Below are 12,900 nucleotides of genomic sequence, written 5' to 3' on the forward strand. Positions count from 1 at the left end.
GGACATGGATGTTTCCCACTTGCTCGACGGGTTGAACCCCGCCCAGCGCGAAGCTGTGTCCGCCCCGCCCGGCCACCATCTGGTGCTTGCCGGTGCCGGTTCCGGCAAGACCCGCGTGCTTATCCACCGCATCGCCTGGCTCAATGAAGTCTGCGGCGTGCCGACCCATGGCATTTTTGCGGTGACCTTCACCAACAAGGCCGCCGGCGAGATGCGTCACCGCATCGACCTGCAGCTGTCGCAGGGCAGCCGCGGCGCGTGGATCGGCACCTTCCACGGCCTGGCCCATCGCCTGCTGCGCCTGCACTTCCAGGACGCCAAGCTGCCCGACAGCTTCCAGGTGATGGATTCGGACGACCAGCTGCGGCTGGTCAAGCGCGTGGTCCAGCAGCTGGAGATCGACGACGGCAAGTTCCCGCCGAAGCAGATCGCCTGGTGGATCAACGAGCAGAAGGACGAAGGCCGTCGCCCGCAGCACATCCAGCCCGAGCCGCATGACGCGTGGCTGGAAACCATGCGCCAGGCGTATATCGCCTATCAGGAGCGCTGCGACCGCGCCGGTCTGGTCGATTTCGCCGAGCTGCTGCTGCGCGCGCATGAACTGCTGCGCGACAACCCGGCGCTGCTGGCGCACTACCGTTCGCGCTTCCGCGAAATCCTGGTGGACGAGTTCCAGGACACCAACGCCATCCAGTACGCCTTCGTGCGCGTGCTGGCCGGTGAGACCGGCCACGTGTTCGTGGTCGGCGATGACGACCAGGCCATCTATGGCTGGCGCGGCGCCAAGGTCGAGAACGTCCAGCGCTTCCTGAAGGATTTCCCGGGCGCGCAGACCGTGCGCCTGGAGCAGAACTACCGCTCCACCGCCAACATCCTCGGCGCGGCGAATGCGGTGATCGCGCACAACCCGGACCGCATCGGCAAAGAGTTGTGGACCGACAGCGGCGATGGTGATCCGATCGATCTGTACGCGGCCTACAACGAAATGGACGAAGCGCGTTACGTGGTCGAGCGCGCGCGCCAGTGGGTGCGCGATGGTGGCAGCTATGGCGACGTCGCCGTGCTCTACCGCAGCAATGCACAATCGCGTGCCTTCGAAGAAGCGCTGCTCTCCGAGCAGGTGCCGTACCGCGTGTACGGCGGCATGCGCTTCTTCGAGCGCGCCGAAATCAAGGATGCGCTGGCCTACCTGCGGTTGATGACCAACCGCAACGATGACGCCGCCTTCGAGCGTGCGGTCAACACGCCGACGCGTGGCATCGGCGATCGCACCCTGGATGAAGTGCGCCGTTTGGCCCGTACCCACGCGATCTCGCTGTGGGAGGCCACCATGCTGACCACCCAGGGCAATGAGCTCGCTGTACGTGCACGCAACGCGCTGGCCGGGTTCCTGGTGCTGGTCAACCAGCTCCAGGCCGAAGCCGACACGATGACCCTGGCCGAACGCATCGACCACGTGCTGATGCGCTCGGGCCTGCGTGAGCACTGGTCCAAGGAAAGCCGCAACGCGCTGGATTCGGAATCGCGCGCGGACAACCTGGACGAACTGGTCTCGGTGGCCTCGCGCTTCGTGCGTCGCGAAGACGATGTCGAAGAAACCCAGGACATGAGCGAGCTGGTCGCCTTCCTCGCCTACGCCTCGCTGGAAGCCGGCGAAGGCCAGGCCCAGGCCGGCGAAGAGGGCGTGCAGTTGATGACGCTGCACGCTGCCAAAGGCCTGGAGTTCCCGCTGGTGTTCTTGGCCGGCATGGAAGACGGCCTGTTCCCGAGCGCGCGCTCGCTGGAAGAAAGCGGCCGGCTGGAAGAAGAACGTCGCCTGGCGTACGTGGGCATCACCCGCGCGCGCCAGAAGCTGGTGCTCTGCTACGCCGAATCACGTCGCATCCATGGCCAGGACAACTACAACGTGCCCTCGCGCTTCCTGCGCGAGATCCCGCGTGAGCTGGTCAACGAAGTGCGCCCCAAGGTGCAGGTCTCGCGCGGCACCTCGCTCGGTGCCAACCGGGTGATGGGCCACTCGGCACTGGAAGCGCCGCCGCTCAAGCTGGGCGCGATGGTCAACCATCCCAAGTTCGGCGAAGGCATGGTCACCGACTACGAAGGCAGCGGCCAGCACGCCCGCGTGCAGGTCGAATTCATCGAGGCCGGCAGCAAGTGGCTGGTGATGGCGTATGCCAATCTGACGGTGCTCTGAGCAGCGCTCGTCATCCGGTAGTGCCGGCCGCTGGCCGGCAGCTGCCTGCTGCGGCGTTGTCGGGAGCCGGCCAGCGGCCGGCACTACAATGGGGCCATCCTTTTCGAACAGGCCGCCGCCATGACCGATTCGCCGCTGCACCTCACCGTCAAGTTGAATGCCAAGCTCCAGCCCGAGCATCGCCATGAGCTGTTCGAAGACCCGCTCGATGCGCTGCTGGGCAGTGCCGAGCTGGGCGAGATCACCGGCGGTGGCACCGCGCTGACGGAAGACGGTGAAGTGGACTACGGCGATATCGAGGTCGCGCTGAACGATCCGGCCTCGTTGCCTGGCGTGATCGAGCTGCTGGAGCAGCTGGGGGCGCCGAAGGGCTCGCTGATCCAGCGCGAAGGCGCCCCCGATCAGCCGTTCGGCGTCACCGAAGGCTTGGCGTTGTATCTCAACGGCACCGATCTGCCCGATGAGGTCTACGAACAGTGTGATTCGAACTATGTGTTCGAACAGATCGTCGAGCGCATCGAAGGCCACGGCGAGATCTGCAGCTGGTGGCAGGGCCCGACCGAGACGGCGCTGTATCTGTATGGCGCCTCGTTCGACACGATGCACGAGCGCATCGCCGATCTGCTGGCGAGCTACCCGCTGTGCCAGGGCGCACGCGTGGTGCGTACCGCCTGATCAGCAGTCCGGCGCGTGGCCTGCTGCATAGCGCAGGCCACGGCGCAGCTGCGCCCGCACATCCGGATTGGCGTACACCGCAGCATCATGGCCCAGCCCGGTGTACCAGCTGCGGCCGCCATCGAAGGGCCGGCACCAGGCGATGGGATGATCGGCGCCCATGGTGCCGCCGTCGTAGCGCGCTTCGTCCACCGTCGCGATGACCTGCACCATCCCACGCGGATTGCGCCGGTAGTTGTAGAGCTCATCGCGGATCGGCCACGCCGGGCCTGACGGTTTGCCGTCACGCTCAGGCTGCACCCGCGTCTCCTGCAGACCCTCGGGGTGCTTGTGGAACCACGCGCCGACCAGTTCGCCGTACCACGGCCAGTCGTACTCGGTGTCGGCCGCGGCGTGCACGCCCATGAAGCCGCCGCCGTTGCGGATGAACTGTTCCATCGCCGCCTGCTGCGCGGCGTCGAGCACATCGCCGGTGGTATTGGCGAAGACCACGGCGCGGTAGCGGGCGAGGTTGTCGGGGCGGAAATCGCGGGGATCGTCGCTCGGGTCCGCCGTCATGCCGGCCTCGGCACTCAGCTCGCGCAGCGTCGCCACGGCCACAGGAATCGCGTCGTGGTGGAACTTGGCGGTGCGGCTGAAGATCAGCACGCGGTCCGGACCCGGCGCGGCGGAAAGTCCGGGTAGCGGCAGCAGGGCCAGCGAGCACAGCAGGGCAATGAGCAGAGGGCGCATGCGCGAAGTCTGTCATGGGCGTTGTCGGTCTCCGTCCTGCGCTGCAGCACAGGCATCCCAGGCAGCGCATGCCTGCGCTATCCGCGTTGTGGTGGGCCAGGGCGTCTCGCTTCATCCCCGATCGCCCCCGGCTCATCCCGGATTTCACACAGTTCGTCGCGTGCCGCTTGTCGCTCCCCCGGCCGGCGCCCAGAGTCTGCCCCTGTCCGCTGGGAGCGCACTCGTGAACAAGGGAATTCCATATCTGCTTGCTGCACTGGTCCTGCTGACATGGTCGGCAGGCTGGGCCGAGCCGGTGCTGGCCCTGTTCCAGCACGCGCAGACCTGCCTGGCCGACGGCGGCGACTTCGATCTGCTGCGCCTGCGCTGCCAGCCGCAGCCCAGTGGGGTGTGCATCGGCCGGGCGACGCTGTGGTTCTGGCTGAGCGGCATCGTCTTCGCACTGGTCGCGCTGCTGGGCACGCGTCGCCGCACGCGCTGACAGTCGAACACGCAACCGGCATCATCGGCTTCTGTCTGATGGAGGCCATATGCGTCCGAGTGAAAAGGAAAAGATGCTGTCCGGGCTGCCCTACCGCCCCGGTGATCCCGAGTTGCAGGCCGACATGGCCGCCGCCAAGGTGTGGATGGTCCGCTACAACGCCGCCCTGGCCGAAACCCCAGCCGTGCGCCGTGCGCTGTTACGCGAGCAGCTCGGTGCGGTCGGCGAGGGCGCGGTGATCCGGCCGCCATTCCACTGCGATTACGGCTACAACATCCGCCTGGGGCAAGGCGTGTTCCTCAACTACAACTGCGTGATCCTGGACGTGGCCGAGGTCAGCATCGGCGATGGCACCCAGATCGGTCCGGCAGTGCAGATCTATGCCGCCGACCATCCGCGTGATCCGCAGGCGCGGGCGGAAGGCCTGGAGTCGGCCAAGCCGGTCCGGATCGGGCGCAATGTCTGGATCGGGGGCGGCGCGATCGTGCTGCCCGGCGTCACCATCGGCGATGACGCGGTGGTGGGTGCGGGCAGTGTGGTCACCCGCGATGTGCCTGCCGGCGCCACCGTGGTGGGCAATCCGGCGCGGGGGGTGCCTGCGCGCGCCCACGGCGATTGATCCAGCTCAAGGCACTGCGTCCACACCGGGTGTGCAATGGTGGTGTTCCCATCGCACACTCCAAGGAGCTCTGCCATGTACAAGCGCATCCTGATTGCCACCGATGGTTCGGAGCTGGCCGAGAAAGGTTTGGCCAAGGGCCTGGAGCTGGCCAAGGACCTCGATGCCGAGGTCGATATCGTGACCGTCTCCGAGCCATGGGCGGTGGGCATGTATGACGCGATGGGCTGGAGCGTGGGCTACATGAACACGCCCGAATACAAAGCCGACCGCGAAGAGACCGCGCAGAAGGTGCTGCAGCCGGCCAAGGCTGCTGCGCAAGCGCAGGGCCTGCGCACCGAAACCGTGCATGTGCTGGACCGCTATGCCGCCGATGGCATCATCGATACGGCCACCGAACGCGGCAGCGACCTGATCGTGATGACCTCGCACGGCCGCCGTGGCGTGACCCGTGTGCTGCTCGGCAGCCAGACCGCCGAAGTGCTGGCACGCAGCACGGTACCGGTGCTGGTCATCCGATAACGGAGAAACGGTAGTGCCGGCCGCTGGCCGGCAGTGCCCCTCAGTGCCCCTCAATCGCGCAGTTTCAACGTCTGCGATTCATCCAGCGTGCCATCCGGCTGCAGCACCACATAGCGCTCGCCCGTCCGGTCGAACAGCACCGGCACGGGATCGCGGAACAGCGGGCGACGCACGAAGCGCAGCTGCCAGCCGAAATGCTCCAGCGTCTCCACCGCCTGGCGCTGCTCTGCAGTGAGGCCGGCGCGCAGTTCAGCCGGATTCGGATCGTGGCGGCGTTCGGGTGTGGTCATCGAGCGTGGGAAAGCAGGGATGGGGGTCAGCGCCTGGCCGACCCCATGCGGTCACGGGGCGGCAGCGGTCGACGCCCGGAATCACCAGCTGTAGAGCTTCCAGTACACCGGCGAGACGCCGTCCTTGTCGCCGTCCATGCGGCCATCGCCGTTCTGGTCGTACATGTAGAACGGGGCGCCGCGCGACGGGGTCACCTTGACCATCCGCAGCTGGCCGCCGACCCGGTACTCCTCGATGGTGTCGCCGTTGTCCTGGACCGTCTTGACCACATCGGCACCGGTGACATCGACCGGGGGCCTGCCGCCGCCACCAGTGGCACAGCCAGCCAGCGCGAGCACGCCTGCGAGCAACAGAATCTTCATGGGCCGGGAGTCCTTGGGCGAAGAGGGCCCGATTATGCCCGATGGATCGTGAGGCCGGTGCCGACGACGGTCAGGGCCGGGCGCGTAGAATCGTCACATGAGCCGATTAGTCCTGATTGACGGGTCCAGTTACCTGTATCGCGCGTTCCACGCGCTTCCGCCGCTGACCAACGCACACGGTGAACCCACCGGCGCGCTGTTCGGTGTGGTCAACATGCTGCGCGCCACCCTGAAGGAGCGCCCTGAGTACGTCGCCTTCGTGGTCGATGCGCCCGGCAAGACCTTCCGTGACGACCTGTATGCCGACTACAAGGCCAACCGCCCGCCGATGCCTGACGACCTGCGGCCGCAGATCGAGCCGATGTGCCGCATCGTCGAGGCGCTGGGCCTGAGCATCCTGCGCATCCCCGGCGTGGAGGCCGACGATGTGATCGGCACGCTGGCCCTGCAGGGCCACCGCGATGGCCTGCAGGTGACCATCTCCACCGGCGACAAGGACTTCGCCCAGCTGGTCCGCCCGGGTATCGAACTGGTCAACACCATGACCGGCAGCCGCATGGATTCGGACGCGGCGGTGATGGAGAAGTTCGGCGTGCGCGCCGACCAGATCGTCGACCTGCTGGCGCTGATGGGCGATGCCGTGGACAACGTGCCCGGCGTGGAGAAGTGCGGCCCCAAGACTGCCGCCAAGTGGCTGGCCGAGCACCAGCACCTGGATGGGGTGATGGCGGCGGCGCCGACCATGAAGGGCAAGATCGGCGAGAACCTGCGCGCGGCACTGGAGCGCCTGCCGCTCAACCGCGAGCTGGTCACGATCCGCACCGATGTGCCGCTGGAGGTCTCGGCGCAGACGCTGCCGCTGCGCGACCCGGACGTGCCGTCGCTGAGCGAGCTGTACCTGCGTTACGGCTTCACCCAGGCGCTGAAGGAGCTGGGCGGCCCCGTGCCGGCCCCGGCCGCTGCCAGCGATGCCCCGGTCAGCCTGCGCGGCACTGCGGCCGGCTACGCCCGTGCCACGCCGGATGAGGCAGTGGTGCCGGTCGATCCGGCGCTCTCCGCCCCCGGCGAGTACGAGATGGTGCTGACCACCGAGCAGCTCGACGCCTGGGTGCAGCGCCTGGCCGATGCCGAGCTGATCTCGTTCGATACAGAGACCGACGCGCTGGACGCCATGCGCGCCAACCTGGTCGGCATCAGCCTGGCGGTTGAGCCGGGCCGGGCGGCCTATATCCCGGTCGGCCACGATTACCCCGGCGCGCCGGCCCAGCTGCCACGCGAGCAGGTGCTGGCCGCGCTGCGTCCTGCCCTGGAAGACCCCTCCAAGAAGAAGCTTGGCCAGCACGGCAAGTACGACCTGCACGTGCTGCGCCGCCACGGCGTGAACCTGCTGGGGTACCACGACGACACCATGCTGGAGAGCTTCGTGCTCAATTCCACCGCCACGCGCCATGACATGGACTCGCTGGCGATGCGCTACCTGGGCTACACCACCATCAAGTTCGAGGAGGTGGCCGGCAAGGGCGCCAAGCAGATCTCGTTCTCGCAGGTAGGCCTGGACGAAGCCTGCCGCTACGCCGCCGAAGACGCCGACGTGACCCTGCGCCTGCACCACGCGCTGCAGCCGCAGCTGCAGGCCACGCCCTCGCTGGACAGCGTCTACCGCGACATCGAGATGCCGCTGGTGCCGGTGCTGACCCGCATCGAAGCCAATGGCGTGCACATCGACATGGCCGAGCTGCGCCGCCAGAGCCAGGACCTGGGCTCGCGCATGCTGGCCGCCCAGCAGAAGGCCACGGAGCTGGCCGGGCGCACCTTCAACCTGGATTCGCCCAAGCAGCTGCAGGCCGTGCTGTTCGACGAGCTGCAGCTGCCGGCGCTGGTGAAGACCCCCAAGGGCCAGCCGAGCACCAATGAAGAGGCGCTGGAGGCGATCGCCGAGCAGCACGAGCTGCCGCGGGTGATCCTGGAGTACCGCGGGCTGGCCAAGCTGCGCAGCACCTACACCGACAAGCTGCCGGAGATGATCAACCAGGACACCGGGCGGGTACACACCAGTTACCACCAGTCCGGTGCCGCCACCGGCCGGCTGTCCTCATCGGACCCGAACCTGCAGAACATCCCGATCCGCACCGAGGATGGCCGCCGCATCCGCCGCGCCTTCGTGGCCCCGCCGGGCCGCAAGATCCTGGCCTGCGATTACTCGCAGATCGAGCTGCGGATCATGGCCCACCTCTCCGAGGACCCCGGCCTGGTGCGGGCCTTCGAGCAGGGCGTGGACGTGCACCGGGCGACCGCGGCGGAAGTTTTCAGCCGCAGCCTGGAGGAGGTCACCTCGAACGAGCGCCGGGCCGCCAAGGCGATCAACTTCGGCCTGATGTACGGCATGAGCGCGTTCGGCCTGGCCCGCAACCTGGGCATCGACCGCGGCCAGGCCCAGGATTACGTAGCGCTGTACTTCAGCCGCTACCCGGGCGTGCGCGACTTCATGGAGCGGATGCGCCAGCAGGCCCGCGACCAGGGCTATGTGGAAACCCTGTTCGGCCGCCGCCTGTACCTGAACGACATCAACGCCCGCAACCAGGGCCTGCGGGCGGGTGCTGAACGGGCCGCGATCAATGCCCCGATGCAGGGCACCGCGGCGGACATCATCAAGCGCGCCATGGTGAAGGTGGACAGCTGGCTGCAGGACCACAGCGACCAGGCCAAGATGATTCTGCAGGTGCACGATGAACTGGTGTTCGAAACCGAAAGCAGTTTCCTCGACACCTTGCGTTTGAAAGTGGTTGAACTGATGTCGTCAGCGGCCGAACTGCGCGTGCCGTTGGTGGTGGACGCTGGCGTCGGTGATAACTGGGACGAGGCACATTGAGGCCTGAATCACAGTCAAAACGCTGAATTGGTTCATTGCTTCCCGATAATCTGACTGTTGGATGAATGTTTCCGGGAGGAGCCCAGTATTAATTGGGCGCCTTCACGAACTATCAATGTTCGGAGTGCTTTTATAGACCTCGACAGGCGCAACGCCTGTTGTGGATCTCTCCCATCCCCTGGAGCAGATCTCGGAACGGGGGCTCCTCCCCAAGCGCCCGTTCCCCGGCCCCGCTAACCTCCCCCTGGTTGGCGGGGCTTTTTATTTGTGGCGCCGGAAAACGGCCGCCCGCGATGCCCGACCATTGCCTCTGGCCGGGTGCCGGCCCATGCTGGCCGGACCAGTCGGGGAGAGGCGATGAGCGACCTGTTTGCATTGGCCATGCCGTGGTGGGAATTCATCCTGCGCGCGGTGGTGGTGTACGTGGTGGTGCTGGGCATGGTGCGGCTCTCGGGCAAACGCGCGCTGGGCCAGATCACCCCCTTCGACGTGTTGCTGATCGTGCTGCTGGGCAACGCGGTGCAGAACGCACTGCTGGGCCAGGACACCTCCCTGGGCGGCGGCCTGCTGCTCGCGGCGACGCTGATCTCGATCAACTACGGCGTCGGCTGGCTGACCACGCGCAGCCGTCGGATCGAATCGCTGGTCGAAGGCGAGCCGGTGCTGATCGCACGCGATGGCAAAGTGCTCGACTCGGTACTCAAGCGTGAGCTGGTGACCCCGTCCGATCTGGACGCCGCGCTGCGTCAGCAGGGCTGCCTGACGATCGACGACGTCGCCTTGGCGGTGCTGGAGATCAACGGGCACATCACGATCGTGCCGAAGAAATAACGGGGACGGAGGTAGTTAAGCGCATGCGCTTAACTACCTCCGTCCCCGTTAGAGCCTCCCCGTTAGAGCCAGTCGCGCGGGACGAGGTAATCGGCCAAACGCGCCTCATCGCTGCCGGCCTCCGGCTGGAAGCCATACTCCCAGCGCACGCGCGGCGGCAGGCTCATCAGGATGCTTTCGCTGCGCCCACCGCTCTGCAGCCCGAACAGGGTGCCGCGGTCGTAGACCAGATTGAACTCGACATAGCGGCCGCGCCGGTACAGCTGGAATTCGCGCTCGCGCTCGCCGTAGTGCGTGTCCTTGCGGCGCTCGACCAGCGGCAGATAGGCGTCCAGGAAACCATCGCCGACCGCGCGCAGATAGGCGAAATCGCGCTCGAAATCCCCGTGCAGATCGTCAAAGAACAACCCGCCCACGCCGCGCGTCTCGTTGCGGTGGCGCAGGAAGAAATACTCATCGCACCAGCGCTTGTGCGCCGCATAGCGCTCTTGGCCGAAGGGCGCGCACAGATCATGCGCGACCTGGTGCCAGTGCCGCACGTCTTCGTCGATCGGGTAGAACGGGGTGAGGTCGAAGCCACCGCCGAACCACGAGGCCACTGCCACGCCATCGCGCTCGGCGCGGAAGTAGCGCACGTTGGCGTGCGTGGTCGGCAGGTAGGGATTGGCGGGGTGGAACACCAGCGAGACGCCGGTGGCGCGCCAGGAAGCCCCGGCCAGCTCCGGCCGGTTCGCCGAGGCCGACGGCGGCAGGCGCGTGCCGGCCACATCGGAGAACCCGATCCCGGCCTGCTCGAACACCGCGCCATCACGCAGGATGCGGGTCCGGCCACCGCCACCCTCCGCGCGCTGCCAGAGATCTTCAGTGAAGCGGGCCTGGCCGTCGGCGGTTTCAATCGCCGCACAGATGCGGTCCTGCAGGTCGGTCAGATACGCGCGGACGCGGTCGAAATCGTTCATGGGCGCTACTTTACCGCAGGCCGGTGCACGGCCTGCGTGTGCTCACTGGCGCTCAGTGGCCGCTTTTGCGGGTGCTGCTCTTGCTGTTCTTCGTCGTGGTGGGGGCCTCGGCCGGTGCTTTGTCGTCGTCCGCTTCGGCATCGGGCTCGGTCGTCATGCGCTCGGCAATCTGTTCCAGCCCGGCGCTGACCCGCATCAGGCCCCAGTTGCGGGTCGCGTGCACATCGCAGGCCACATGGGTGCCTTTGCCATCCTTCGCGCACAGGGCGGCCATCTGTTCGGGCAGCGCCTCGTCACCGGTGTGCTCGTAGACGCTGGCCAGGTTCTCGCAGCCTTCGCGTACGCCAGCGGTGCACAGCTTCATGTAGAAGGGCGCCGCCTCGGCCCAGCGGTTGCGCAGCGCCAGTTGGTGACCGGCGGCATTGCAGCCCTGCAGCTTGCCGGCCGCGCAGCACGCCTGCGCACCGCCCTCGCGGCCGAGCGTCGGGCAATCCTGCGGCAGCGGGGTTTCGACGAAGACCACCGGCGCGCTGCACTGCTGCGCCTCGCCGGTGCGCGCGTAGTAGCTGAAGCGGTTCCAGCTGTCCATGCCGATCAGATTGCCGTTGGCCAGGCGCGTGAACACGAAGTCATCGCCCTGGTCATGGCGCACATGGATGTCGCCATCGACCAGCCGCGCGCGCAGCTTGCCGCCGAAGCCGCTGTCGATCATGCCGCCATCGCCGAACGGCAGATGGTCCATCAGGCCCTGGCTGGCCACGTAGCTGCCGCAGGGCAGGGCAGTGGCTGCCACCGGGGTCAGTGCCTTGGCATCCAGCGTGGCCAGCGGCGCTGCACGCTCACAGGCGCGCGGGTCCCTGCCCAGGGCGCACGCCCGTTGCAGTGCATCGCGGGCCGGGATCAGGCGGCCGGCGTCCCACAACGCCTCGGCAGCGTTGGCACAGAACGTGCCGCCGGTCTGTGCCCGGCACAGGGTGGTGATCTCATCGAGCTGTATGGCCGGCAGCGGTGACGCCTTGGCTGCGCTGAGCCCGCCAAGCAGCGCCTTGGCCAGGGCTTGTCCCATCGCGTCGCGCGCGGCCTCCAGACAGGCAGCTTGGTCGTACTCCGCGGACGCGGGTTTGCAGACCTCCGGCTCGGGCAGTTCCGGAGTATCGTCCCGGGTCGCCGCCAGCGTCCTGGCCTCGCGCGCTTCGGACTGGAAATTGGCCAGCAGGCGCTTGCAGGCGGCCGGGACATCCTCGCGGCACCACTGCCGCAGGCGGTCGTTGCTGGCAAAGAGCGTGTCGTTCAGGCAGGTGCCGATCTCGGCCCGGCACGATCGGGCTGGAAATACCGCAGCGGGGTGACAGGTGGCCGCCTTCTGCAAGCGGTATTCGTTGAAGCGGTCACTCAGCAGGCGACCGCCTTCCTGCACGTTCAGCGATCCGACGCCGCCGTTGTCGAGGTCGGCCAACTTCAGTTCGTCACCGATGCGGCTGAGGATGTAAGGCTCGGGCGCCTGGCCGGGAATCTGCCGAACGCCCTCGTTGGCGCTGTGCAGGGTCAACGTGGTGCCGCTGTCCTTGGCCACGAACGTGCCACAGACCATGGCCTGGGCCGCTGCCGGCAGGCTGACCGCCGTGAGCAGGGTGAACAGGGTCGCGCGCCAGCCGTGGCGGCGCAGAAGGGGGAGGCAAACAGTCACACGATCATCCTTGCAGGTCGTGCAGCGCACCGTGGCGCTGCGGGAAACATGTCAGCGGCGGAACAGCGCACGCACATCGGCCGCGCACAGGCGCACGATCAGCCAGCCCTGCAGCACCGCGAACGCCAGTGCGGTCACGCCGGCGAGGCCGCTGCAGATCACGCGCTGCACGCGCAGCTCACTGCGCAGCTTGAGCAGTTCGATCGACAGGGTGTCATCGGGTATCTGCGCCAGCAGGTGGCGGAATGCATCATCCAGCAGCCACGCGGCGACCACGTTGAGCACGGCGGTGACCGCCAGCAGCACGATGAACAGTGCCCATGCCCAGCGCCAGCGACGCAGCATGCCCCAGCATGCGGTAACGCCCAAGAGGCTCGACACGCACAGCAGCACGTTGGCCAGCACCGGGTGGGTGAGCAGCCAGCGCAGCGAGCCAGGCAGCCAGTGCAGGTCCTCATCGGCGAGCAGCGCCTGCAGCGCCTCCGAGCCCGACAGGGGTATCGAAATCAGTGCCAGCACCGCCCACATCGCGGCTGTGACCAGGCAGACCAGCAGCACGGACTTGAGCAGGGGGGCGAGAAACGCAGGCGCGCCATCCCCGCTGGGGCGGGGCGTGCAGGAGGGCAATTGCGGGGGAAGCGAGGCTGACATCCGGTGTCCTGGTTGGGCAGGCCGTGA

General features: G+C 67.3%; 13 protein-coding genes. 7 read left to right on the top strand and 6 right to left on the bottom strand.

Annotated features, from left to right (window positions below; genetic code table 11):
* Window positions 1–4 precede the first annotated feature (4 nt).
* Both uvrD and EDF74_RS08880 read left to right on the top strand, forming a co-directional pair.
* The gene (uvrD, locus tag EDF74_RS08875) at window positions 5–2,194 is read left to right on the top strand and encodes a DNA helicase II (RefSeq protein ID WP_123729812.1); all 2,190 of its coding nucleotides are present in this window, start codon (window positions 5–7) and stop codon (window positions 2,192–2,194) included.
* Between the two features lie 120 nt (window positions 2,195–2,314).
* On the top strand, window positions 2,315–2,869 hold the full coding sequence (locus tag EDF74_RS08880; protein ID WP_123729813.1) for a hypothetical protein: 555 nt from the start codon (window positions 2,315–2,317) through the stop codon (window positions 2,867–2,869).
* Here the strand turns inward: EDF74_RS08880 and EDF74_RS08885 are convergent, their stop codons facing one another.
* Window positions 2,870–3,601, bottom strand: coding sequence for a ThuA domain-containing protein (locus EDF74_RS08885; RefSeq protein ID WP_123729814.1), 732 nt, complete (start codon window positions 3,599–3,601; stop codon window positions 2,870–2,872). It abuts the gene before it with no gap.
* Window positions 3,602–3,824: 223 nt separating this feature from the next.
* Between EDF74_RS08885 and EDF74_RS08890 the strand changes: the two genes are divergently transcribed.
* From EDF74_RS08890 to EDF74_RS08900, 3 genes are all read left to right on the top strand, one after another.
* A complete protein-coding gene (locus EDF74_RS08890; RefSeq protein WP_123729815.1) occupies window positions 3,825–4,082 on the top strand; it encodes a hypothetical protein in 258 nt (85 codons plus the stop codon).
* A gap of 49 nt (window positions 4,083–4,131) precedes the next feature.
* Entirely contained in the window at window positions 4,132–4,701 is a 570-nt protein-coding gene (locus EDF74_RS08895) for a sugar O-acetyltransferase (protein WP_123729816.1), read from the top strand.
* Between the two features lie 75 nt (window positions 4,702–4,776).
* Entirely contained in the window at window positions 4,777–5,223 is a 447-nt protein-coding gene (locus EDF74_RS08900) for a universal stress protein (protein WP_123729817.1), read from the top strand.
* A gap of 50 nt (window positions 5,224–5,273) precedes the next feature.
* Here the strand turns inward: EDF74_RS08900 and EDF74_RS08905 are convergent, their stop codons facing one another.
* Together EDF74_RS08905 and EDF74_RS08910 are read right to left on the bottom strand one after the other, a co-directional pair.
* Window positions 5,274–5,513: a hypothetical protein gene (locus EDF74_RS08905; RefSeq protein ID WP_123729818.1), complete on the bottom strand. Its 240-nt coding sequence runs from the start codon at window positions 5,511–5,513 to the stop codon at window positions 5,274–5,276.
* An 81-nt stretch (window positions 5,514–5,594) separates the two neighbouring features.
* Window positions 5,595–5,876, bottom strand: a complete 282-nt coding sequence (locus tag EDF74_RS08910) for a DUF2782 domain-containing protein (protein WP_123729819.1) — start codon at window positions 5,874–5,876, stop codon at window positions 5,595–5,597.
* 97 nt (window positions 5,877–5,973) lie between these two features.
* Here EDF74_RS08910 and polA point away from each other — a divergent pair, with 97 nt between their 5' ends.
* Together polA and EDF74_RS08920 are read left to right on the top strand one after the other, a co-directional pair.
* A complete protein-coding gene (gene polA, locus EDF74_RS08915; protein ID WP_123729820.1) occupies window positions 5,974–8,745 on the top strand; it encodes a DNA polymerase I in 2,772 nt (923 codons plus the stop codon).
* Between the two features lie 357 nt (window positions 8,746–9,102).
* Entirely contained in the window at window positions 9,103–9,576 is a 474-nt protein-coding gene (locus tag EDF74_RS08920; RefSeq protein ID WP_123729821.1) for a DUF421 domain-containing protein, read from the top strand.
* A 62-nt stretch (window positions 9,577–9,638) separates the two neighbouring features.
* Here EDF74_RS08920 and hemF read toward each other — a convergent pair whose 3' ends face one another.
* Genes hemF through EDF74_RS08935 form a run of 3 tightly spaced genes read right to left on the bottom strand, consistent with a single transcriptional unit; the run spans window position 9,639 to window position 12,873 of the window.
* Window positions 9,639–10,535: an oxygen-dependent coproporphyrinogen oxidase gene (hemF, locus tag EDF74_RS08925; RefSeq protein WP_123729822.1), complete on the bottom strand. Its 897-nt coding sequence runs from the start codon at window positions 10,533–10,535 to the stop codon at window positions 9,639–9,641.
* Between the two features lie 52 nt (window positions 10,536–10,587).
* Window positions 10,588–12,222 carry a hypothetical protein gene (locus EDF74_RS08930; RefSeq protein WP_123729823.1) on the bottom strand — a complete coding sequence of 545 codons (1,635 nt, stop codon included), beginning with the start codon at window positions 12,220–12,222 and terminating at the stop codon, window positions 10,588–10,590.
* A gap of 51 nt (window positions 12,223–12,273) precedes the next feature.
* On the bottom strand, window positions 12,274–12,873 hold the full coding sequence (locus EDF74_RS08935; RefSeq protein WP_148045933.1) for a hypothetical protein: 600 nt from the start codon (window positions 12,871–12,873) through the stop codon (window positions 12,274–12,276).
* Window positions 12,874–12,900: the final 27 nt, after the last annotated feature.

This window comes from Stenotrophomonas rhizophila, from assembly GCF_003751305.1.
Classification (GTDB): domain Bacteria; phylum Pseudomonadota; class Gammaproteobacteria; order Xanthomonadales; family Xanthomonadaceae; genus Stenotrophomonas; species Stenotrophomonas rhizophila_B.